We start from the raw sequence: 21,483 nt of genomic DNA on the forward strand, positions 1-21,483 counted from the left end.
CCGGCAGTCCGGAGGGCGCTTCCGGCGGCCATCGCTAAAGTGCGCATATGGGACATTGGCTGCATCGCAACATCGTCGAGCCGGGCAAACTGCCGCTGCTCCTCGCGCTCACCGCCTTCGTCCTGACGTTTCTCATCACCCGGCTCATCACCCGCCTGATCCGCGCGGGCAAGGGCCCCTTCGGCAACATCAAGGCCGGTGAGGTGCACATCCATCATGTGGTCCCCGGTGTGGTCCTCAGCATCCTCGGCGGTTTCGGCGCGGTGGCCAGCAGCCGCTACGGCGTCGGATCGGCCCTGTTCGCGATCGTCTTCGGTATCGGCGCGGGCCTGGTGCTGGACGAGTTCGCGCTGATCCTCTACCTCGACGACGTGTACTGGACCGAGGCCGGCCGCAAGAGCGTGGAGGCGGTGGTGCTCACGGCGGCCCTGGTCGGCTTCGTCCTCGCCGGCTTCTCGCCCTTCGGCGTCAACGACCTCAGCGACGCCGAACTCCACGACCGCGCGAACGTGATCGGCAGCGTCGCGGTGAACTTCCTCTTCTCCCTGATCGCCCTCAGTAAGGGCAAGGCCCGCACGGCGGTCTTCGGCATCCTGGTCCCGCTGGTCGCCCTCGTCGGCGCGATCCGGCTCGCCCGCCCCGGTTCCCCCTGGGCCAAGCGCTTCTACCGCAACCGCCGCCATCGGGCCCGAGCTCGCTCCACCCTCCGCGCCTACCACCACGACCGCCGCTGGGCGGGCCCGCGCCGGGCCGTGCAGGACTGGATCGGCGGGAAGCCGGACCCGGCGCCGGTGCGGATCCCCGGCCGCCGCTGAGCGCGTCTCGCCGCGTCTAACGCACCCGCACCCGGCGATGCCGTAGCGCCGAAGCCAGGCACAGCAGCCCCACCGCGATGATCGCCGCCAGATGTTCCTTGCCCGCGAGGTTGCCCTTGAGCATGACCTCGATCGCCATCGCCGCGGTGACCGCGAGGGCCGTGGCGTACGCGCCGTAGCGCCAGGCGACGAACACGGCGAGGCCGACCACCGCGGCCGACGGGCCGGTGTCCACGACGAGCCGGTCCGAACTCGGCAGCCCGAACGGGTTGTCGAAGCCGAGCCAGATGCCGAGGCGGGCGTAGAGGGTGCCGGCGAGGGTCGCGGCGTAGGCGATGACCAGCGTGCGCCACCGGCCCAGGCAGATCTCCGCGATGCCGAACACGCACAGGATCTGCGCCAGCGCACCCCACACGGGCAGGTCCAGCGCCGGGACGAACAGGGAAAGGGGGGTGCGCAGGAGGGACAGCCAGAGCGGGTCGACGGCCCGTACGCCCCCCACGTTCTGCACGAACCGATAGCCCCACGACTGGTTCTGTACGAACTGGAGCAACGCGGTCAGCAGTACCGCCCCGATGGTCATCGGGATCGCCCGCAGGTGCCGCTTCAACAGCGGCTCGCGCACGGTGACGTAGAGCAGTCCCCATTCGGCGCGGGCCCAGCGGGCGAGCCTAGTCATCCGAAGGTCCTCATCTGTGGGTCTCCAGGTGCTTGCGGTGCAGCCACTTCGGCAGTCCCGGTGCCTCCAGGAACCCTTCTGCCCGCGCCGACGCGAGGCCGATGCGCAGCAGGTCCGCGCTCTTCTCGAAGAGCAGGAACCGGGGTTCCCAGATGGGCCGGTACTTGGCGTTGGCGCGGTACAGCGACTCGATCTGCCACCAGCGCGAGAAGAAGCTGAGGAGTGACCTCCACAGCCGCAGCACCGGCCCGGCGCCGATCCGCGCCCCACGTTCAAAGACCGAGCGGAACATGGCGAAGTTGAGCGAGACCTGGGTGATTCCGATTTCCTGGGCGCGGCGGAGCAGCTCGATCACCATGAACTCCATGAGCCCGTTGTCGGAGTCCCGGTCCCGCCGCATCAGGTCCAGGGAGAGCCCGTGCGGCCCCCATGGCACGAAGGACAGCACCGCCTTCAACTCCCCGTTCCCGTCCGTGCATTCGAGCATCACGCACTGCCCGTCGTCCGGATCCCCGAGCCGTCCCAGCGCCATGCTGAACCCGCGCTCGGTGGCCCCGTCCCGCCAGTCGTCGGCCCGCTTCAGCAGATACGCCATCTCGTCGGCCGGGACGTCCTCGTGCCGCCGGATCCGCACGGTGTACCCGGCCCGCTTCACCCGGTTGTAGGCCTGCCGCACGGTCCGCATCGCGCGCCCCTCCAGCGTGAACTCGGCGACCTCCACGAGGGCTTCGTCCCCGAGTTCGAGGGCGTCGAGCCCGTGCCGCGCGTAGACGGTGCCGGCCTCCTCGCTCGCCCCCATCACGGCCGGAATCCATCCGTGAACCCGCGCCTCCGCGAGCCACGGCTCGATCGCGCCGGGCCACGCCTCCGGGTCGCCGATCGGATCGCCGGAGGCCAGCGAGACCCCGCCCACGACCCGGTACGCGACGGCCGCCTTGCCGGTCGGCGACCACACCACGCTCTTCTCCCGGCGCAGCGCGAAGTACCCGAGCGAGTCCCGCTCGCCCTGCCGCTCCAGCAGCGCCCGCAGCTTCTTCTCGTCGTCCTCGGTGAGCGGGTCGACGGCTCGCCGGGAGCGGAACGCGGCGTAGAACACCGCGAGGACCAGGACGGTGCTGAGCACGTTGATGGTCACGTTGGCCCAGTTCGGGGTCCAGATGCCGGGGAAGCGGTTCTCCGGAGCGGCGATGGACACCAACCGGAACGCGCCGTAGCGCCAGCGTTCCACGAAGGTCGAACGGGACGCGTCGTGCGCCTGGTTGGTGACCGTCACCAGCAGCGCGGCCAGCAGCGAGGCGGCCAGGGTGCCGCCGACCGCCACGACGGCGGCGAGCCGGGGGTTGGACCGGTCGCCCTTGGCGTAGAACTCCCGCCGCCCCACGAGCAGCGCGACGACGAATGCGGCGGTCAGGGCCAAGGAGATCCAGTTCTGCGCATAGCGCCGGATCTCAGGGAACGACATGGCGAACCCGAACAACGCCAGGAACAGCCCGCTGACCACCAGGTTCAGGATCCACGCGGCCCGTTTGCGGCGGCGCATGGTGATGGCGAGGAACGCCGTGAACACCCCGGACGCGAATCCCGCCGTCAGCAGGTACGGGGTGAAGAAGTTCTCCTGGTTGTGCCGCCGCACGTCCTGCCCCAGCGAAACCCACGCCGCGCTGAGGAAGTTGATGAACGCGACGGCCCGCAGATACCAGACAGCGAAGGCCGCGGCCCGCCGCGAGGCACCGCCTGAGCTATGACGTTCTTGAACGGGCCCGACCCGGACATCTCCCATGAAGGAGGATCATATGGGCGTTGTTGCGGCGAACGGTCCTTTTCCGTCGCCGCAACGATCACGCCCAGGTCACTCTTCGGGCTTCTCCTCCTCGGCGGGGTCGTCGGCCGACGGCAACTCCTCCGGCCTGAGCGGCGGTTCGGCCGTGAGGGCCGCCGCGGCCTCTCCCGGTCCTGCGGCTGCTTCGGGCTCCGCGGCGGCGGAGAGTGCATCCGGTGTCGCGGACCTCTCCGCGGTCTCCGGCTGCACGGACCCCTTCGCCACTTCCGGCTCCGCCGACTTCTCCGGCCCCTCCGCCGCCGTCGACTCCTCCGACTCCTCAGGCTTCAGCGGCAGTTCGGCCGCCAGTGCCGCCGCGGCCTGCACCAGGGGGAGCGCGAGCAGTGCGCCCGCGCCCTCGCCGACGGTCACGCCGTGGTCGAGCAGGGGCTCCAGGGCCATGCGGTCCAGGGCCTTCGCCTGGCCCGGTTCGCCGCTGCTCTGGCCGGCCAGCCACCAGTCCGGGGCCCGGAACGCGACCCGCTGCCCGACCAGCGCGCAGGCGGCGGCCACGACCCCGTCCAGGATCACCGGCAGCTTCCGTACGGCACTCTGCAGCAGGAACCCGGTCATCGCGGCGAGGTCCGCCCCGCCGACCGTCGCGAGCAACTGCAACTGGTCCCCGAGCACGGGCCGGGCCCGCCGCAGCGCGTCCCGGATCGCCGCGCACTTGCGCATCCAGGCCAGGTCGTCGATCGCCAGCCCGCCCCGCCCGGTGACCACGGACGCGTCGGTGCCGCACAGCGCGGCGATCAGCACGGAGGCCGGTGTCGTGCCGCCCACGCTCACATCGCCGAGGACCACCAGATCCGTACCGGAGTCGGCCTCCTCGTCGGCGACGGCGACCCCGGCGTCGAACGCGGCCTCCGCCTCCTCCAGGGTCAGCGCGTCCTCGATGTCGATCCGCCCGCTGCCCCGCCGTACCCGGTGCTTCACGACCTCGTCGGGCAGCGAGCCGGGCTCGCAGTCCAGGGCCATGTCCACGACCCGCACCGGCACACCGAGCCGCCGCGCCAGCACGGCCGCCGGGCTGCCGCCCTCCAGCAGCGACCGCACCAACTGGTCGGCGGTGCCCGCCTGTCGGGCCGAGACACCGAGTTCGGCGATCCCGTGGTCGCCCGCGAACAGCACCACACGCGGCCGCGCAATGGGCCGCACCGGCACGGCGGACTGTGCCGCCGCCAGCCACTCACCCAGGTCGTCGAGTCGGCCCAGCGCCCCGGGCGGCACGATCTGACATTCACGACGCGCCTCGGCGTCACGGCGCACACCACCGTCGGGGCGCTCGATCAGATCGGTGAAGTCGTCGAGATTAAGCGAGCTCATTCGCCGAACAGTACCGGCAGCGATCGAACACGTCGGAGCCACATCGCCACCACGCGCCCAGGACGTTCTTACCGCCGAGATCGAGATCCCGTACGTATCGTTTTGCACCGTATTGTCGTACGTCTCCGGGAGCCGCCCATGAACAGCCTGCGCACCCGCGTCAGCGCCCTCGACGAGCGCCGCCGCCACCGGGTGCTGGCCCGCGCGATCCTGCGGCTCCTCCCCGAACCGGAGAGCTGGCTCGACGTCGGCACCGGCGACGCCTTCTTCCCCGAGGCGGCGAAGCGGTTCTTCCCGTACACGTCCTTCGACGGCGTCGACCCCACCCCCCGGGTGGTCCGGGCCCGCGCGCTGGAACGCGTCGAGGAGGCCTACGCCGCCGACCTCACCGCCCCCCACATCACCACGGCCCTGCGCGCCCGCTACGACGTCGTCACCCTCCTCCGCGACCGCTCACCGGCCCCCGACCCCGAAGCGGAACTCCAAGCGGCCCTCACGGTCCTGCGCCCCGGCGGCCTCCTCCTCGTGGAATCCGGCCCCGACGACCTACGCACAAAGCTGGAGTCCCACTCCTGCACGATCGTCACGGAGCCCCGCCGCCTCCCGGCCCGCTTCCCCACCACGCCCCGGCTCATCGCCCGCCGAAACATGCCGTAGGGCCTGTTCGCCGGATCGTGCCGGAGGCGCCGGGCTCGGCACGCCGATCCGTGGTGTCGTCGTCGGTCGCCGACCCCGGGCCCCATGGCGCCGACTCCGTCTTGCACCTCGACGCACCAAGCCCCGCACACCCGCGCCGACCGGCGACCGCCGCCTCCCGGCCCGCTTCCCCGCCACGCCCCGGCTCATCGCCCGCCGAAACATGCCGTAGGGCCTGTTCGCCGGATCGTGCCGGAGGCGCCGGGCTCGGCACGCCGATCCGTGGTGTCGTCGTCGGTCGCCGACCCCGGGCCCCATGGCGCCGACTCCGTCTTGCACCTCGACGCACCAAGCCCCGCACACCCGCGCCGACCGGCGACCGCCGCGTCCCGGCCCGCTTCCCCGCCACGCCCCGGCTCATCGCCCAGCCGGAACATGCCGTAGGGCCTGTCCGGCGGATCGTGCCGGAGGCGCCGGGCTCGGCACGCCGGTCCGTGGTGTCGTCGGCGGTCGCCGACCCCGGGCTCCACCGCGCCGACTCCGTCCGACCCCGACCCGCCGAGCCCGCCCTAGCCGCGCAGCGCGAGCGCCTGGCCCGCCACCACCAGCAGTACGTGCTCGCACTCACCGGCGATCGCCGCGTTCAACCGCCCCAGCTCGTCCCGGTACCGGCGCCCGGACGCCGTCGCCGGCACGATGCCCGAGCCCACCTCGTTCGACACGGCGACGAGGGTCCGGCGCGTGGCACGCACCGCCGCGGTCAACTCCCGTACCCGCTCCCGGAGGGCCTTCTCGCCGCCGTCCGCCCACTCCGCGTCGTCCCACGCCCCCACGGAGTCCATGGCGTCCGTCAGCCACAGCGAGAGACAGTCGACGAGCAGCGGCGGCCCGTCCGCGGCCAGCAGCGGCACCAGATCGCAGGTCTCCGCCGTACGCCACGACCCGGGCCGCCGCTCGCGGTGCGCGGAGACCCGGGCCGTCCACTCGGTGTCCCCGTTGCGCGAGCCGCCGGTGGCGACGTACAGCACATCGGGGAACGCCTCCAGCCGCCGCTCCGCCTCCACGGACTTCCCGGACCGCGCCCCGCCCAGCACCAGCGTCCGGCGCGGCACATCGGGCACGTCCTCGTACACCCCCACGGTCAGCGTCGTCCCGTCCGGCACGGCCCGCGCCCCCACGGCGGCCAGCCGCCGCGTCAACTCGGCGCCCGGCGGCACATCGTGATCGAGATGGACGGCGATCACGTCGGTCGCCGGTCCCATCGCGCCCACCGCCCGCAACTTGGCCAGCGCGTCCGGCCGTTCGACAACATCGGCGAGCACCATGTCGTACGACTCGACGGCCCCCTCCTCGAGACCGGCCGGCGCGGCCCCCGGCGGCAGATACAGCACCCGCTGCCCGTCGGGGCCGGTGACCGCGTACCCGGTACCGGGCGCGTCCATCGCCACCGCCCGCACCCGATGCCCCGTCAGCAGCGCCAGCTCCCGCCCGTCCGGCACCCGCCCCGGCTGCGGCAGCCCGGCCGGCACCTCCACCGGGGGCCCGTCGTGCGGATGCGACAACAGCACCTGGCGTACGCCGCTCAGCGAATGCCCGGCGCGCGCCGCCGCGAAGGCCGCACCCGGCGTCAGATCCAGCAGCAGCGTCCCGTCCACGAGCGCCGCGGTGGCCGCCCGCGCGTCCATCCCGAGCGAGACGGCGCAGGCCGCGCAGGGGCAGTGGGGACGCGGGAGTCCCGCGGGAGCGCCGGTGCCTAGCAGAGTGAGTTCCACGGTGCTGATTTTCGCGCGTCTGACCAGGTGTCGCGCATCCGACTACTCTTCTCGGCAGAAGCCGGACCAAGATCCGGCTTCTGCTCTGCATGCGCTGAGACCTTGGAGGCGTACATGGCGGCATGGATCTGGCGGTTCGAGAAGTCCGACGGGACCGAGGTCGAACCCGCGGTCCCGCCGGAGGAGTTCACCACGCAGGGGGACGCGGAGTCCTGGCTCGGCGAGGTGTGGAAGGACCTCGTCGCGGGTGGCGCGGACCAGGTACGGCTGTTCGAGGACTCCACGGAGATCTACGGCCCGATGAGTCTGCACGCCGAGGAGGCGTAACAGGGGGTGGGAGGGGCGGCCGCGGAAGCTCAGCCGCCCCTTCTCACTACTGCTCGCCCAGCGTCACATCGACCTTCTTCGAAGCGCCGCTGCGTGTGTAGGTCACCGTCGTCCTCTGCCCCGGCTGTTCGGACGCCAGCGCCTCCGACAGCGAGGTGATCGTGCTGATGGCCGTATCGCCCAGCTTCGTGATGATGTCGCCGGCCCGGATGCCGGCCTTGTCCGCGGCCCCGCCGCTCTTCACGTCGACCACCGCGACCCCGGCCGCCTGATAGCCGGCGTCGACGACCGTACGGCCGGTGATGCCGAGCGCGGCCCGGCCCGAGTCGGTGACCTTGCCGTCCTTGACGATCTGGTCGGCGACCGTCTTCACCATCGACGAGGGGATCGCGAACCCGATACCGGGCGCGGCACCGCCCCCGATGTCGGGGTCCGTCGCCGCGAGCGTCGGGATGCCGATGACCTGACCGTCGAGGTTCACCAGCGCGCCCCCGCTGTTGCCGGGGTTGATCGCGGCCGAGGTCTGCACCATGTTGGCGATGGTCGCGCCCGTACCGCCGCCGCTGCCACCCTCGCTGACGGTCCGTCCGGTCGCCGAGACGATGCCCTGCGTCACGCTGGACGACAGCCCGAGCGGCGAGCCCATCGCGAGGACGATCTGCCCCACCGCGACCTTGGCGGAGTCGGCGAAGGTCGCGGCTTTCAGCCCGTCCGGCACCTTGTCCAGCTTGACGACGGCCAGATCCTGCTCGGGATACGAGTAGACCAGCTTGGCGGTGAGCACGTCCTCGCTGTTCGCGGTGGTCACCTTGAAGGTCTTCTCGTCTCCGACCACGTGCGCGTTGGTGACGATGTGCCCCTGGTCGTCGTAGACCACGCCCGACCCCAGATCCCTGCTGGCCTGGACCTGCACGACCGACGGCAGGACCTCTTTGATCACCTTCTGGTAGTCGCTCTGCAGGTCGCCGCTCGACATCGGTACGGCGGCGGCCTGGGCCGCCTGCGTGGTCGAGGTGTCCTTCTTCGACGAGGACCCGGAGCCGGAACACCCGGCGACCAGCGCGAGCGAGCAGACGAGAAGAGCCATGGGCCGGAGGGCACGAGTACGGGGAGAGTCCATACGCCGAGTGTCTCTTTGGGGTGAATGTCCGGCTCGTACTGGTCGCCCGAACGGGCCCCGGGGTGGGGCGCCCGATCAGCCCCGCACACCGCACAGGTGCAGCAGCGCGGCCACCGACCGGTAGGGATCCGTCCGCCCGGCCCGCTCCTCGACGGCCAGCAGCGACTCCACGTCCGCCGGGATCTCGGCCCCCTCCGGAGCGGTGTCCGTGAAGACCCGCACGCCGTACCAGGACTGCAACGGCGCCCCGATCCCCGCCAGCGTCGCCGTCAGGGTGGCCAGCCGGTCCGCCCGCACATCCAGGCCCAGCCGGTTGCGGTACGCGGTCGAGTCGAACGCGGCCGACGCCCCAGCCCAGTCCCAGGACAGCCCGGGGCGCATCGCCAGCGCGTCGGCGTTCCGCACCAGCAGCGACAGCAGGCCGCCCGGCGCCAGCATCCGCGCCAGTCCCGCGAGCAGCGGGTCGGGCTCGGACACGTACATGAGGACGCCATGACAGAGCACGACGTCGAAACTGCCCGGCAGGAAGTGCACGCCGGTGTCCCGGCCGTCGCCCTCGATGATCCGCACCCGCTCCCGGATGCCTTCGGGCTCGCCGGACAGCGCCGCACGGGCCGCGGCGATCATCTTCGGTTCCTGTTCGAGCCCGGTCACCTGGTGCCCGGCCCGGGCAAGACGCAGCGCCTGCGTGCCCTGACCCATGCCGACATCGAGCACCCGCAGCCGCTGTCCGACGGGGTACCGGCCGACTATCTGCTCGTCGAGCTGCCGGGCCACCAGCTCCTGTCGTACGACATCCCGCAGCCCACCGAGCTTGTCCAGCCAGGCATCGGCCGCGCCCCCGGTGAAGGAATCCGCGCTCAGGGCTTCTCTCCGCGCTTGACCAGCGGCTTCGGCAGCCGGAGTCGACGCATCTGGAGGGAGCGCATCAGCGCGTAGGGCACCGCGCCCTTCCGGTTCTGGTCGGGGAAGCGCTCGGCGAGCCGCTGGCGCAGCCGGTACACGTTCCAGAACGAGTCGACCAGGATCAGGACGATGATCACGAGCCACAGCAGCAGCGCGATGTTCTGCAGCGCGGGCACCTGCACCACGCTGAGCACGAGGATGACCACGGCCATCGGCAGGAAGAACTCCGCCACGTTGAACCGCGCGTCGATGTAGTCGCGCGCGAACTTGCGGACCGGGCCCCGGTCACGGACGGGCAGATCCCGCTCGTTGCCTCGGCCGGACAGCGCCTGGCGCTGCCGCTCCAACTGCACCCGCCGCTCGTCGCGCTGCCGCTTTGAGGCGTCCTTGCGCGTCAGCGTGGTGTTGGCCACGCTGCGGCGCTGGGTCTGCGACTCACTGCGCTTGGGCGTGGGCCGACCCTTGGGGGCCTGCGGGTCTCGGGGCTGCTTGGAGTCGGTCGGCGAGGCCTTGTCGGCGGTCGCGGCCTTCTCATCCTTGGCACGGCTACGGAACACAAAACCCAAGCTTACGGGGTGGGTGGGGTTGGACCCCAGTCCGGTGGGGAACGATCCGGCAACACCAGTCGTCTGTAGGGGGACAAGAGGGACGTTGCAGACGGTCGGCTCCGGGTCGTTACCCGGGGAGCACCTACTCCTCACGCCGGAGCGGGGCCGTAGGCAGTCGTCCTTGGGGATGAGCGCATCCGTCCCCGAACAGTGCGGTAATGGATGCAGACCCCGTACCGTGGGTTCTGCAGTAGTCGCTTGAGCTGAAGTCCGTCAGAAGGGGGCGCGCGAAGCCCATGAGCGGTGTCATGAAGCGTATGGGGATGATCTTCCGCGCGAAGGCGAACAAGGCCCTTGACCGGGCCGAGGACCCGCGCGAAACCCTCGATTACTCGTACCAGAAGCAGTTGGAGCTGCTTCAGAAGGTGCGCCGCGGTGTGGCCGACGTCGCCACGTCCCGCAAGCGCCTGGAGCTCCAGCTCAACCAGCTCCAGTCGCAGTCCTCCAAGCTGGAGGACCAGGGCCGCAAGGCGCTCGCCCTCGGCCGCGAGGACCTGGCCCGCGAGGCGCTCTCGCGCCGCGCCGCGCTCCAGCAGCAGGTGACGGACCTGGAGACGCAGCACACCACCCTCCAGGGCGAGGAGGAGAAGCTCACCCTCGCGGCGCAGCGCCTCCAGGCCAAGGTGGACGCCTTCCGCACGAAGAAGGAGACCATCAAGGCCACGTACACGGCGGCCCAGGCGCAGACCCGGATCGGCGAGGCCTTCAGCGGCATCTCCGAGGAGATGGGTGACGTCGGCCTGGCTATCCAGCGCGCCGAGGACAAGACCCAGCAGCTCCAGGCCCGTGCCGGCGCCATCGACGAACTGCTCGCCTCCGGTGCCCTCGACGACCCGACCGGTATGGCCAAGGACGACATCCAGGCCGAGCTGGAAAGGCTGTCCGGTGGTACGGATGTAGAGCTGGAACTCCAGCGCATGAAGGCGGAGCTGGCCGGAGGCTCGTCCACTCCGCAGCAGGCGATCGAGGGCGGCACCGACAAGGCGCAGCCCCAGCAGCCGCAGGACACTCCACGCTTCGACAAGCAGTGATCTGATGTGACGGCCCACGCCTGAGGAGGGCGACATGATCGTACGGATCATGGGGGAGGGGCAGGTGAGGCTGGCCGACGGCCACCTCACCGAGCTGAACAAGTTGGACGACGTACTCCTGACCGAGGTACGCGCCGGCGACGGCCCCGCCTTCCGCCAGACCCTCCAGGCACTTCTGGCGAAGGTCCGCGAACTGGGCGAGCCGCTGCCGGACGACTCCCTGGAGCCGTCGGAGCTGATCCTCCCGTCCCCGGACGCGACCCTGGAGGAGGTCCGGGACCTGCTGAGCGACGACGGTCTGATCCCGGGCTGACCTTCTTCACTCCACGGGGACCCCGACACCGGCCACCCACAAGGAGACGCACCGTTGGCCCCCGTTCCGCCCCCGGCGGGAACCCCACTGGACCGCGCCCGCTGCCAGTTGGACGCGCATCCCTCCGCGCTGGACGCGGCCCTCGCCGCCGCGGTCCTCGTGTGCATGGTGGCCGGGTCGTTCGTGGACCCGCACGGTGGTCATGGCCCGAGCTGGGGCATCCGCGTCCCGGACCCGCTCAGCCTGGTGCTGATGGCGGTCGGCGCCGCCGCGCTCGTCTTCCGCCGCCGCGCCCCCATGCTGGTCCTCGCCGTCACCGGCACCGCCTCCCTCGTCGAGAGCGTGACCAGTGACCCCCGCGCCCCGGTCGCGATGTGCGCCGTGGTGGCCCTGTTCACCGTCGCCGTCTCCACCGACCGCTCCACCACCTGGCGGGTCGGCCTGCTCACGATGACCGTGCTGACCGGCGCCGCGATGCTCGGCGGCCCCCTCCCGTGGTACGCGCAGGAGAACCTCGGCGTCTTCGCCTGGACCGGCCTGGCGGCCGCCGCCGGTGACGCCGTACGCAGCCGCAAGGAGTTCGTGCACGCCATCCGCGAACGCGCCGAGCGGGCCGAACGCAGCCGCGAGGAGGAGGCCCGCCGCCGTGTCGCCGAGGAGCGGCTGCGGATCGCCCGCGACCTGCACGACGTGGTCGCCCACCACATCGCCCTGGTCAATGTGCAGGCCGGAGTCGCCGCACACGTCATGGACAAGCGCCCCGACCAGGCCAAGGAGGCCCTCGCCCACGTACGCGAGGCCAGCCGCTCCGCGCTCAACGAACTCCGCGCCACCGTCGGCCTGTTGCGCCAGTCCGGCGACCCCGAGGCACCCACCGAACCGGCCCCGGGCCTGGACCGCCTCGAAGAACTCGCCGACACCTTCCGCAACGCGGGCCTGCAGGTCGAGGTGGCCCGCGCCGACAGCGGCACCACCCTCCCCGCCGCCGTGGACCTGGCCGCCTACCGCGTCATCCAGGAAGCCCTCACCAATGTGCGCAAGCACGCCGGTACGGAGGCCAAGGCCGAGGTGAGTGTGGTCCGCGTCGGACCGAACGTGGAGGTCACCGTCCTCGACAACGGCCCCGGCGAGTCCGGCGAGGAGGAGGACCCCGACTCCGGCGGCGGCCACGGCCTGCTCGGTATGCGCGAGCGCGTCACGGCCCTGCGTGGCACCCTCACCACCGGTCCCCGGTACGGAGGCGGCTTCCGCGTCCATGCGATCCTGCCGGTCAAGACCCGTCCACGCGACTCGGGGGACCCCGTATGACGACGATCCGTGTCCTGCTCGCCGACGACCAGGCCCTGCTGCGCAGCGCCTTCCGCGTGCTCGTCGACTCCGAGCCCGACATGGAGGTCGTGGGAGAGGCCTCGGACGGTGCGCAGGCCGTACGGCTGGCGAAGGAGGAGCGGGCCGATGTCGTGCTGATGGACATCCGGATGCCCGGCACGGACGGCCTCGCCGCCACCCGCATGATCAGCGCCGACCCGTCCCTCGCCCAGGTCCGGGTGGTCATCCTGACCACCTTCGAGGTCGACGACTACGTGGTGCAGTCGCTGCGCGCGGGCGCCTCCGGATTCCTCGGCAAGGGCTCCGAGCCCGAGGAGCTCCTCAGCGCGATCAGGATCGCCGCCGCCGGCGAGGCACTGCTCTCCCCGGTGGCCACCAAGGGCCTGATCGCCCGCTTCCTCGCCCAGGGCGACGCCTCGGACGACGAGCGCGACCCCGCCCGCGCCGAACGCCTCCAGGCCCTCACCGTGCGCGAGCGCGAGGTCCTCGTCCAGGTCGCCGGCGGCCTCTCGAACGACGAGATCGCCGAACGCCTCGAAGTCAGCCCGCTGACGGTGAAGACCCACGTCAACCGGGCCATGGCGAAACTCGGCGCCCGCGACCGGGCCCAACTCGTCGTCATCGCCTACGAGTCGGGCCTGGTCCGGCCGCGCGTGGAGTAGCCGCGTCCGCTACGGCAGCGCCAGCATCCGCTCCAGCGCCAGCTTGGCGAACGCCTCGGTCTCCTTGTCCACCTCGATGCGGTTGACCAGGTTGCCCTCGGCGAGGGACTCCAGGGTCCAGACCAGGTGGGGAAGGTCGATGCGGTTCATGGTCGAGCAGAAGCAGACCGTCTTGTCGAGGAAGACGATCTCCTTGCCCTCGGGGGCGAAACGGTTCGCGAGCCGTCGTACGAGATTCAGCTCGGTGCCGATGGCCCACTTGGAACCGGCCGGGGCCGCCTCAAGCGCCTTGATGATGTACTCCGTCGACCCGACGTAGTCCGCGGCGGCCACGACCTCGTTCTTGCACTCGGGGTGGACGAGGACGTTGACACCGGGGATGCGGGCTCGGACGTCCTCCACGGACTCCAGGCTGAAACGCCCGTGGACCGAGCAGTGGCCGCGCCAAAGGATCATCTTCGCGGCCCGCAACTGCTCTGTGGTGAGGCCTCCGTTCGGCTTGTGCGGGTTGTAGACCACACAGTCGTCGAGGGACATGCCCAGGTCGCGGACGGCGGTGTTGCGGCCCAGGTGCTGGTCCGGCAGGAACAGCACCTTCGTGGTGGAGGGCTCGCCCTGTTCGAAGGCCCACTCCAGGGCGCGCTGCGCGTTCGACGAGGTGCAGATCGTGCCGCCGTGCTTGCCCGTGAACGCCTTGATGTCGGCGGACGAGTTCATGTACGACACGGGCACGACCTGCTCGGCTATACCGGCCTCGGTCAGTACGTCCCAGCACTCGGCGACCTGCTCGGCGGTGGCCATGTCGGCCATCGAGCAGCCGGCCGCGAGGTCGGGAAGGACCACCTTCTGGTCGTCGGAGGTCAGGATGTCGGCCGACTCTGCCATGAAGTGCACACCGCAGAACACGATGTACTCGGCCTCCGGGCGAGCGGCCGCGTCCCGGGCCAGCTTGAAGGAGTCGCCCGTGACGTCGGCGAACTGGATGACCTCGTCGCGCTGGTAGTGGTGGCCGAGCACGAACACCTTGTCGCCGAGCTTCTCCTTGGCCGCGCGGGCCCGCTCGACCAGGTCCGGGTCGGACGGTGAGGGCAGGTCTCCGGGGCACTCGACGCCGCGCTCGCTCTTCGGGTCGGCCTCACGGCCGAGGAGCAGCAGGGCGAGGGGCGTCGGCTGTACGTCGAGCTCCTGGGTCTGGGCGGTGGTCACGACACGCACCCTTTCTGTTCTGCGGACCGGCCCGGTAGGGCCTTTTCGTCGAATTGACGTTATCTATCATAACTGCTTCACGTCAGTTTGACGATGCCCATAGCGTCGATGTGACATCAATCCCGGTGGGTGTCCGCCACGCACACAGCGGGGGTCCTTGCGGGGGTGTGCGAGCATGGAGAGAGGTGCCGAGGGAAAGACACCGGACGGGGTCCGGAATGAATCCGCGGCCCCGGCGGTTGACATCGTCGGCAAGCAGTCTCCGTACAACCCGGGAGAGATGTAGATGTCCGTATCGGACGAGACCAGCACCGTCACCGACGGCATCATCCTGTCCGACGCCGCCGCGGCGAAGGTCAAGGCCCTGCTCGACCAGGAAGGCCGTGAGGACCTGGCCCTGCGCGTCGCCGTCCAGCCCGGCGGCTGCTCGGGCCTGCGCTACCAGCTCTTCTTCGACGAGCGGTCGCTCGACGGCGATGTCGTCAAGGACTTCGGCGGAGTCAAGGTCGTCACCGACCGCATGAGCGCCCCGTACCTGGGCGGCGCCTCCATCGACTTCGTCGACACCATCGAGAAGCAGGGCTTCACGATCGACAACCCGAACGCGACGGGCTCCTGCGCCTGCGGCGACTCGTTCAGCTAAGCCCCTCAGCCAAGCCCCACAAGGCAGTTGAGCACGGCGAAGGCGGCGGCCCCCTCCGACAGGGCCGCCGCCTTCGGGCTTTTGCGCCGCCCGTCACCGGGCGAGTGAGGGCCCCGCTCCCACCGAAGGCTGTGTGCTCTTCTCCACGGGTACGGCCTTGCCGTCCGACCCCACGACCTTCCGGTCGCCCAGCGGTGCCTTCAACCGCACGGTCTGGTGGTAGACCTTGGCGATCATGATGCAGACCTTGTTCGGCCAGGGAGTCGCGGTCACCGAGACCTTCACCTGGTCCGACCCCTCCACGGCCGCCGCCTTGTAGTCCGCGCACACCCCGCCGGTGAAGGCCACGGTGAGGCTCTTCCCGTCGGCCGAGTAGCCGTCCACCTTGACGTCGTGCGGCGCCGAGGTGGAGGTCGACGTGGGCGTCGGAGTGGGCGTGCCCGCCGAGGTCAGATACTTCGGATCGATCGCCGGATACGTCACCGTGAAGTCGTCCTGCCCGCTCGACTCCCGCACCTTGAACAGCCAGGACGGCACCAGGACCTGCCGCCCGTCGACGGAGTGCAGCGCGAGCCCGAACACGGCGTCTTCGACAGTGGCCTGCGTCGGCGTGGCGGCGGAGGATCCGCAGGGCGCCTCCAGCCGGTCCTTCAGCGGTACGGGGCTGGCGCAGCCCCCGATGCCCATACGGTGGTCGGTCTTCGGCGCCGCGTTCATCAGGTCCAGCGTCTTCTCCGCGCTCAGCACCGGATAGACGTCACCCTTCACCGGCACCGCCAACTGCCCGCTCCCGCCGACCACTTCACCCTGGGCGCTGACGGTCAGCCCGGTGGTCCACCCGTGCGTCGGCAGCCCGCCGAACACCGGGTCGGCGTTCACGACCCGCTGCGCGCCCATGAGTTGACTGGCGTCCACCTTCGCGTCGTCCTGACCGACGGCCTTGAGCACCGGGGCGGCGGCCTTCTTCGCCACCGCGTCGCTCACCGGGTCGGTGGCCGAAGTGCCGGGATCGTGCGCGCACTTGAGGGTGTCGGTGCAGCTGTCGGTGCCGGGCGCGTAACGACTGAACGTCCACATCCCCGGCGCCGCCTTGTTCACCTGCAGGCTCGGTCCACTCCCGTCCTGCCCGCCGACCTTCCAGTACTGCCCCTCGACCACCGGCGTCCCGACCACCCCGAGCGCCTTGGCAAGCCGGGCCACGTCGTCCTTGCCGACATCACCCTGAGGCGTATAGATGGCCGCGGACCCCGGCCCACCGGGCAGACTCCCCACCGCCCGATACGTCTCCCCATACGGATTCGGCTCCCCGGACGCGATCCCACTCGTACCGCCCGAGGAATACCCGTCGAGCGCCAGCGCGGGCGGAGTCTCGTCACTCCCGGACCCCGTCCCGCCCTCCGAACCTCCGGAGACGGACGAGGACGACGCGAGATACGCCCCACCCCCTCCGACGAGAAGCACGGCAGCGGCTACGGAGGCGATGACCAGGGGGGAGCGGGAGCGCGCGGGGCGCTTGCCGGGGGTGTGGTCCGCGTCGTCCGTGAGGTCCGTGTCAGGGGGCGCGGGCCGGCCGGCGTGCACGTCGGACCCTGCGGCGCCGCTCGCTTCCGGTCGGCCGTCCCCGGCGTCGGATGCCGCAGGGCTGACCTTCTCCGTCCGATCGGCCTGCGCCTTGGGCGTCGTCAGATCGGTCTCCTGTGAGGGGGCGACCTCTACGTCGGACGCCTCGGGCCCCGTCCCCGCCGGCCGGACGGACCCCGCGTCGGATGCCGCGGCGCTGGCCTCTTCCTCGTCCCCGACCCCGGAACCCGCTTCCCCGGAACCGCCGCCTGCCACCACGTCCCCCGTGCCGCCGACCCCCCGCCCCTCCGCGGAGCCCTCTGCGGCGTCCCCCACGCCCCGCACGTCACCGGACGTGCCGGTCGTGTCGTCGTTGTCGGGTCGCTCGGTGTTCACCGCATCGCTCCTTCGGCTGCGCAACTGTCCCTTGACCCTGACCCGGCCCTGTCAAAGGGGCAGGCAGAAAGGTCGTATCCCGCATCCCCTTTACGGGGGACAGCGATGGGACGCAGCGGGGGAGCGCACGGTTCCCCCGAGCGCGCCGAGAGGAACCCCGTCTCAGTCGCCGTACTCCGACATTCCCTCCAGCAGCCGAGCCGACTTCGACGGCACCGACACACCGTGGATGAGCGACGGGGAGACGGGAAGGGCGGCGATCCGGTCGGGAACCCTCCAGTGGGGAGCCATCCGGGCGCAGTCGCCGCGCAGCGCCGCGAGATCCGCGTCGCCCTCGCCTTCGACATGGACCGGAGCGGGGCCGGAGAACTTGAGGTTCGTCATAGCGGCACCGTAGGCACGCCTGACCTCGCGAAGAAAGATCTACTATCGGGTAGTTTTAGCCGCTTCAGAGCCACCGCGCCGACCGGGTAGCGTGAACTGTCAACGCAGCCTCCCTCAGGAGAGTCCTCGCCGTGCGCATCGCAGTCACCGGCTCCATCGCCACCGACCACCTCATGACCTTCCCCGGCCGCTTCGCGGACCAGCTCGTCGCGGAGCAGTTGCACACGGTCTCGCTCTCCTTCCTGGTCGACAATCTCGACGTCCGCAGGGGCGGAGTCGGCGCCAACATCGCCTTCGGCATGGGCCAGCTCGGCACCGCGCCGATCCTGGTCGGCGCCGCGGGCTCCGACTTCGGCGAGTACCGCGACTGGCTCGACCGGCACGGCGTCGACACCGGCTCGGTCCGTATCTCCGAGACGCTGCACACCGCCCGCTTCGTGTGCACCACGGACGCCGACCACAACCAGATCGGCTCCTTCTACACCGGCGCCATGAGCGAGGCCCGCCAGATCGAGCTGAAGACCGTCGCCGACCGCGTGGGCGGCCTCGACCTGGTCCTGATCGGCGCCGACGACCCCGAGGCGATGCTCCGCCACACGGAGGAGTGCCGCACCCGTTCCATCCCCTTCGCCGCCGACTTCTCGCAGCAGATCGCGCGCATGGGCGGCGACGACATCCGCATCCTGCTGGACGGTTCGGCGTACCTCTTCTCGAACGAGTACGAGAAGGGCCTCATCGAGTCCAAGACCGGCTGGAGCGACGAGGAGATCCTCTCCAGGGTCGGCCACCGCGTCACCACCCTCGGCTCGCGCGGCGTGCGCATCGAGAGCGTCGGCGCGGACCCGATCGAGGTCGGCTGCGCGGAGGAGGAGCGCAAGGCCGACCCCACGGGCGTCGGCGACGCCTTCCGCGCCGGCTTCCTCTCAGGGCTCGCCTGGGGCGTCTCCCTGGAGCGCGCGGCACAGGTCGGCTGCATGCTCGCGACCCTCGTCATCGAGACGGTCGGCACGCAGGAGTACCAGCTCCGCCGCGCCCACTTCATGGACCGCTTCACCAAGGCGTACGGCCACGACGCCTCCTCCGAGGTCCGCACCCACCTGGCCTAGCTCAGGCGATACGGCGGACCAGGTACGCGGTGCCTCGGTCCGCCGGCTCCTCGCCGACGTACTCCTGCCCCCGCATCTCGCACCACGCCGGAATGTCCAGCCGCGCCGCCTCGTCGTCGGACAGCACCCTGACGCTCCCGCCGACCGGCACATCCCCGATGACCTTCGCCAGCTCGATCACCGGGATGGGGCAGCGACGGCCGAGCGCGTCCACGACGAGCACGTCCTCCTGTACGACGGCCACCGGCGCCCCCGTCCCGACCTCGGCCCCCACCTTCTCCCGTACTCCCGCCACCGCCCCCGGCAGCACGGCGAGAAACCGCTCGACGTCCTCCTCCGCGGTGCCCGGTGGCAACGACACCCGCACATTTCCCTCACTCAGCACCCTCATCGCCTTCAGCACATGGCTGGGCGTCAGCGTGCTGCTCGTGCAGGACGATCCGGACGAGACGGAGAAACCCTCGCGGTCCAGTTCGTGCAGGAGCGTCTCGCCGTCGACATAGAGACAGGAGAAGGTGACGATCCCGGGCAGCCGCCGTACCGGATCGCCGACCACCTCCACGCCCGGCACCACCTGCCGTACCCGCGCCCGGATCCGCTCCGTCAGTTCCCGTAGCCGTACCGCCTCCTGGACCGCCTCCGCACGCACCGCGCGCAGCGAGGCCGCCGCGGCCACCACGGCCGGGATGTTCTCGAACCCGGCGGCCCGCCCCGACTCCCGCTCGTCCACGGGCCCTTGGGCCGCGAACCGCACCCCCTTGCGCACCACCAGCAGCCCGACCCCGGCCGGCCCGCCCCACTTGTGCGCGCTGGCCGTGAGCAGCGACCACGCGCCCTCGACCCGCCCCCAGCCCAGTGACTGCGCCGCGTCGACCAGCAACGGCACCCCCACCGCCCGGCATGCCTCGGCCACCTCGGCGACCGGCTGCACCGTCCCCACCTCGTGGTTGGCCGACTGGAGACAGGCCAGCGCGGTGTCAGAGCGCAGGGCGTCCGCGTACGCCGCGACACTCACCGCGCCCGTACGGTCCACCGGAACCTCGGTGGACGAACCGCCCTCCGCGACCAGCGCCTCGGCCGAATGGAGTACGGAAGAGTGTTCAACCGCTGACACGATCAGGTGACGCCCGACGCGCCGCCGCCCCGCCAACGCCCCCGCGATCCCCGTGTGTACGGCCCGGGTACCGGAGGAAGTGAACACCAACTCGTCGGGGCGACACCCGACAGCCTCGGCGGCCGCCTCCCGAGCGGCGTCCAGCAGCATCCGCGCCCGCCGTCCCTCCCGGTACAACCGGGCGGGATCCGCCCACCCCTCGTCCAGGGACGCCAACAGCGCCTGTCGGGCGACGGGATGAAGCGGAGCGGAGGAGGCGGCATCAAAGTAGGACACACAGCAACGTTAAAACGCGGATCGGTCACGGAGGGGCCCGGGACTGTGACATCTGCGGCTCCGCCGCGGGGCACGAGCGACCACAACGCACCCCCCACCCGCCCAAACCACCCCAACCCCCGAGCTATTAGGCGCCCGGAGTAACGCGCGGCGCGTATGCCACCCTCCCCGCGAACCCCCGGAGGGCGTCGGCTAGGGTTTGGTCCGCATAAACATCCAAACCCCTGCCCGACGCAGGGCGGCGACCGACCCGCGAGAAGGCAGGCCGCAGCCAATCCGCGCGGGCGAGACTCTCGGGAAGGCGCTACGTGAGTCCCAACGGCTCCGACCGCTCGCCGCGGCGCCCGATGCGGCGGAAGCTGCTGCAGGCAATGACTGCGGGCCTGGTCCTGGCGACCGCGACCGGTTGCACATCCAAGGACTTTCCTCGCCTTGGTTTCCCCACCCCCACCACGGAAGAGGGACCGCGGATCCTCTCCCTGTGGCAGGGATCCTGGGCTGCCGCGCTCGCCGTCGGCGTGCTGGTGTGGGGCCTGATCCTGTGGAGCGTCATGTTCCACAGGCGCAGCCGCACCAAGGTCGAGATCCCCCCGCAGACCCGGTACAACATGCCCATCGAGGCGCTGTACACGGTTGTTCCGCTCATCATCGTCTCGGTGTTGTTCTACTTCACCGCCCGCGACGAGACGAAGCTCCTGAGCCTCGACAAGAAGCCCGACGTGACGGTCAACGTCGTCGGCTTCCAGTGGAGCTGGGGCTTCAACTACATCGAGAACGTCGACGGTGTCAGTGGCGACGCGACGACCGACAAGAACCTGGCCGCGATCCCGGACCGGTTCAAGAAGGAGTTCCCGGCGAACGCCGGCGGCGTCTACGACGTCGGTACGCCCGCCACGAAGAACCCGCAGAACGGCAACCCGGGTCCGACCCTCTGGCTCCCCAAGGGCGAGACGGTCCGCTTCGTCCTCACCTCACGTGACGTCATCCACGACTTCTGGGTGGTGCCGTTCCTGATGAAGATGGACGTCGTCCCGGGCCACACCAACGCCTTCCAGGTGACCCCCACCAAGGAGGGCACCTACCGCGGCAAGTGCGCCGAGCTCTGCGGTGTCGACCACTCCCGGATGCTGTTCAACGTGAAGGTCGTCTCGCCGGAGCTTTACCAGCAGCACCTCAAGGACCTCGCGAAGAAGGGGCAGACCGGTTACATCCCCGCTGGCATCGCGCAGACGAGCCACGAGAAGAACCGGGAGACGAACAACCTGTGAGCATCCTCAACGAACCTCAGGGTGCCGCGGCAGCAGAGTCCCACTACGCGGATGAGCTGCCGGTAAGGCGCAAGCAACCCGGTAACGTCGTGATCAAGTGGCTGACGACCACGGACCACAAGACGATCGGCACGCTGTATCTGGTCACGTCGTTCGCGTTCTTCCTGATCGGTGGCGTGATGGCGCT

21 protein-coding genes and 1 pseudogene are annotated in these 21,483 nt (G+C 70.7%); 11 read left to right on the forward strand and 11 right to left on the reverse strand.

All coding sequences use genetic code 11. The features are described from left to right. The first annotated feature begins 47 nt into the window (after positions 1-47). Entirely contained in the window at positions 48-815 is a 768-nt protein-coding gene (locus ABZT04_RS40200) for a hypothetical protein (protein ID WP_356064059.1), read from the forward strand. A gap of 16 nt (positions 816-831) precedes the next feature. On the opposite strand, the gene ABZT04_RS40205 is transcribed toward ABZT04_RS40200, so the two are convergent. The 3 genes from ABZT04_RS40205 to cobT form a co-directional block, all read right to left on the reverse strand. Continuing rightward, positions 832-1,494: a hypothetical protein gene (locus ABZT04_RS40205; protein ID WP_356064062.1), complete on the reverse strand. Its 663-nt coding sequence runs from the start codon at positions 1,492-1,494 to the stop codon at positions 832-834. A 10-nt stretch (positions 1,495-1,504) separates the two neighbouring features. Then, complete coding sequence (locus tag ABZT04_RS40210; RefSeq protein WP_356064065.1) at positions 1,505-3,274, reverse strand: phosphatidylglycerol lysyltransferase domain-containing protein; 1,770 nt, start codon at positions 3,272-3,274, stop codon at positions 1,505-1,507. A gap of 69 nt (positions 3,275-3,343) precedes the next feature. Beyond that, entirely contained in the window at positions 3,344-4,639 is a 1,296-nt protein-coding gene (gene cobT / locus ABZT04_RS40215; RefSeq protein ID WP_356064068.1) for a nicotinate-nucleotide--dimethylbenzimidazole phosphoribosyltransferase, read from the reverse strand. Between the two features lie 138 nt (positions 4,640-4,777). Here cobT and ABZT04_RS40220 point away from each other — a divergent pair, with 138 nt between their 5' ends. Then, positions 4,778-5,296, forward strand: a complete 519-nt coding sequence (locus ABZT04_RS40220) for a methyltransferase domain-containing protein (RefSeq protein ID WP_356064071.1) — start codon at positions 4,778-4,780, stop codon at positions 5,294-5,296. 548 nt (positions 5,297-5,844) lie between these two features. Here ABZT04_RS40220 and ABZT04_RS40225 read toward each other — a convergent pair. Then, positions 5,845-7,047 carry a bifunctional adenosylcobinamide kinase/adenosylcobinamide-phosphate guanylyltransferase gene (locus tag ABZT04_RS40225; protein WP_356064074.1) on the reverse strand — a complete coding sequence of 401 codons (1,203 nt, stop codon included), beginning with the start codon at positions 7,045-7,047 and terminating at the stop codon, positions 5,845-5,847. Positions 7,048-7,161: 114 nt separating this feature from the next. On the opposite strand from ABZT04_RS40225, the gene ABZT04_RS40230 reads away from it, so the two are divergent. Further along, positions 7,162-7,374 (forward strand): hypothetical protein, encoded by a 213-nt coding sequence (locus ABZT04_RS40230; protein WP_019075820.1) that lies wholly within the window; start codon positions 7,162-7,164, stop codon positions 7,372-7,374. A 46-nt stretch (positions 7,375-7,420) separates the two neighbouring features. Here the strand turns inward: ABZT04_RS40230 and ABZT04_RS40235 are convergent, their stop codons facing one another. The 3 genes from ABZT04_RS40235 to ABZT04_RS40245 all read right to left on the reverse strand — a co-directional run bounded on the left by ABZT04_RS40235 (position 7,421) and on the right by ABZT04_RS40245 (position 9,996). Beyond that, complete coding sequence (locus tag ABZT04_RS40235; protein WP_356064077.1) at positions 7,421-8,494, reverse strand: trypsin-like peptidase domain-containing protein; 1,074 nt, start codon at positions 8,492-8,494, stop codon at positions 7,421-7,423. A 75-nt stretch (positions 8,495-8,569) separates the two neighbouring features. Further along, positions 8,570-9,271, reverse strand: a complete 702-nt coding sequence (locus tag ABZT04_RS40240; protein WP_356064080.1) for a methyltransferase domain-containing protein — start codon at positions 9,269-9,271, stop codon at positions 8,570-8,572. Between the two features lie 83 nt (positions 9,272-9,354). Further along, positions 9,355-9,996 (reverse strand): DUF3043 domain-containing protein, encoded by a 642-nt coding sequence (locus ABZT04_RS40245; protein ID WP_356064103.1) that lies wholly within the window; start codon positions 9,994-9,996, stop codon positions 9,355-9,357. Between the two features lie 248 nt (positions 9,997-10,244). On the opposite strand from ABZT04_RS40245, the gene ABZT04_RS40250 reads away from it, so the two are divergent. Genes ABZT04_RS40250 through ABZT04_RS40265 form a run of 4 tightly spaced genes read left to right on the forward strand, consistent with a single transcriptional unit; the run spans position 10,245 to position 13,343 of the window. Continuing rightward, a complete protein-coding gene (locus ABZT04_RS40250; protein ID WP_026151695.1) occupies positions 10,245-11,039 on the forward strand; it encodes a PspA/IM30 family protein in 795 nt (264 codons plus the stop codon). A gap of 34 nt (positions 11,040-11,073) precedes the next feature. Beyond that, entirely contained in the window at positions 11,074-11,352 is a 279-nt protein-coding gene (locus tag ABZT04_RS40255) for a hypothetical protein (RefSeq protein WP_355909699.1), read from the forward strand. 54 nt (positions 11,353-11,406) lie between these two features. Then, positions 11,407-12,660, forward strand: coding sequence for a sensor histidine kinase (locus tag ABZT04_RS40260; protein WP_356064083.1), 1,254 nt, complete (start codon positions 11,407-11,409; stop codon positions 12,658-12,660). Beyond that, positions 12,657-13,343 carry a response regulator transcription factor gene (locus ABZT04_RS40265; RefSeq protein ID WP_356064085.1) on the forward strand — a complete coding sequence of 229 codons (687 nt, stop codon included), beginning with the start codon at positions 12,657-12,659 and terminating at the stop codon, positions 13,341-13,343. The genes ABZT04_RS40260 and ABZT04_RS40265 overlap by 4 nt, the downstream gene beginning before the upstream one ends. 9 nt (positions 13,344-13,352) lie before the next feature. Here the strand turns inward: ABZT04_RS40265 and nadA are convergent, their stop codons facing one another. Then, complete coding sequence (gene nadA, locus ABZT04_RS40270; RefSeq protein ID WP_356064088.1) at positions 13,353-14,549, reverse strand: quinolinate synthase NadA; 1,197 nt, start codon at positions 14,547-14,549, stop codon at positions 13,353-13,355. A gap of 286 nt (positions 14,550-14,835) precedes the next feature. Here nadA and ABZT04_RS40275 point away from each other — a divergent pair, with 286 nt between their 5' ends. Continuing rightward, positions 14,836-15,192, forward strand: coding sequence for an iron-sulfur cluster assembly accessory protein (locus tag ABZT04_RS40275; protein WP_093827773.1), 357 nt, complete (start codon positions 14,836-14,838; stop codon positions 15,190-15,192). A gap of 93 nt (positions 15,193-15,285) precedes the next feature. Here ABZT04_RS40275 and ABZT04_RS40280 read toward each other — a convergent pair whose 3' ends face one another. Further along, positions 15,286-17,148 (reverse strand): hypothetical protein, encoded by a 1,863-nt coding sequence (locus ABZT04_RS40280; protein WP_356064091.1) that lies wholly within the window; start codon positions 17,146-17,148, stop codon positions 15,286-15,288. A gap of 162 nt (positions 17,149-17,310) precedes the next feature. Further along, positions 17,311-17,532 (reverse strand): hypothetical protein, encoded by a 222-nt coding sequence (locus ABZT04_RS40285; protein WP_356064093.1) that lies wholly within the window; start codon positions 17,530-17,532, stop codon positions 17,311-17,313. A 131-nt stretch (positions 17,533-17,663) separates the two neighbouring features. On the opposite strand from ABZT04_RS40285, the gene ABZT04_RS40290 reads away from it, so the two are divergent. Next, positions 17,664-18,638: a carbohydrate kinase family protein gene (locus tag ABZT04_RS40290; RefSeq protein ID WP_356064095.1), complete on the forward strand. Its 975-nt coding sequence runs from the start codon at positions 17,664-17,666 to the stop codon at positions 18,636-18,638. Between the two features lies 1 nt (position 18,639). Here ABZT04_RS40290 and ABZT04_RS40295 read toward each other — a convergent pair whose 3' ends face one another. Then, positions 18,640-20,028, reverse strand: a complete 1,389-nt coding sequence (locus ABZT04_RS40295) for an aminotransferase class V-fold PLP-dependent enzyme (RefSeq protein ID WP_356064097.1) — start codon at positions 20,026-20,028, stop codon at positions 18,640-18,642. Positions 20,029-20,336: 308 nt separating this feature from the next. On the opposite strand from ABZT04_RS40295, the gene coxB reads away from it, so the two are divergent. Next, the gene (gene coxB / locus ABZT04_RS40300) at positions 20,337-21,296 is read left to right on the forward strand and encodes a cytochrome c oxidase subunit II (protein WP_355909723.1); all 960 of its coding nucleotides are present in this window, start codon (positions 20,337-20,339) and stop codon (positions 21,294-21,296) included. Continuing rightward, positions 21,293-21,483: pseudogene (locus tag ABZT04_RS40305) on the forward strand (cytochrome ubiquinol oxidase subunit I); the annotation flags it as partial. The gene coxB and the pseudogene ABZT04_RS40305, both read left to right, overlap by 4 nt.

It is taken from the genome of Streptomyces sp. NPDC005492, assembly GCF_040605995.1.
Lineage (GTDB): Bacteria > Actinomycetota > Actinomycetes > Streptomycetales > Streptomycetaceae > Streptomyces.

Coding starts and splice junctions, on each gene's coding strand:
- ABZT04_RS40200 (WP_356064059.1), top strand. CDS start 48: ATGGGACATTGGCTGCATCGCAACATCGTCGAGCCGGGCAAACTGCCG.
- ABZT04_RS40205 (WP_356064062.1), bottom strand. CDS start 1,494: ATGACTAGGCTCGCCCGCTGGGCCCGCGCCGAATGGGGACTGCTCTAC.
- ABZT04_RS40210 (WP_356064065.1), bottom strand. CDS start 3,274: ATGGGAGATGTCCGGGTCGGGCCCGTTCAAGAACGTCATAGCTCAGGC.
- cobT (WP_356064068.1), bottom strand. CDS start 4,639: ATGAGCTCGCTTAATCTCGACGACTTCACCGATCTGATCGAGCGCCCC.
- ABZT04_RS40220 (WP_356064071.1), top strand. CDS start 4,778: ATGAACAGCCTGCGCACCCGCGTCAGCGCCCTCGACGAGCGCCGCCGC.
- ABZT04_RS40230 (WP_019075820.1), top strand. CDS start 7,162: ATGGCGGCATGGATCTGGCGGTTCGAGAAGTCCGACGGGACCGAGGTC.
- ABZT04_RS40235 (WP_356064077.1), bottom strand. CDS start 8,494: ATGGACTCTCCCCGTACTCGTGCCCTCCGGCCCATGGCTCTTCTCGTC.
- ABZT04_RS40250 (WP_026151695.1), top strand. CDS start 10,245: ATGAGCGGTGTCATGAAGCGTATGGGGATGATCTTCCGCGCGAAGGCG.
- ABZT04_RS40255 (WP_355909699.1), top strand. CDS start 11,074: ATGATCGTACGGATCATGGGGGAGGGGCAGGTGAGGCTGGCCGACGGC.
- ABZT04_RS40265 (WP_356064085.1), top strand. CDS start 12,657: ATGACGACGATCCGTGTCCTGCTCGCCGACGACCAGGCCCTGCTGCGC.
- ABZT04_RS40275 (WP_093827773.1), top strand. CDS start 14,836: ATGTCCGTATCGGACGAGACCAGCACCGTCACCGACGGCATCATCCTG.
- ABZT04_RS40285 (WP_356064093.1), bottom strand. CDS start 17,532: ATGACGAACCTCAAGTTCTCCGGCCCCGCTCCGGTCCATGTCGAAGGC.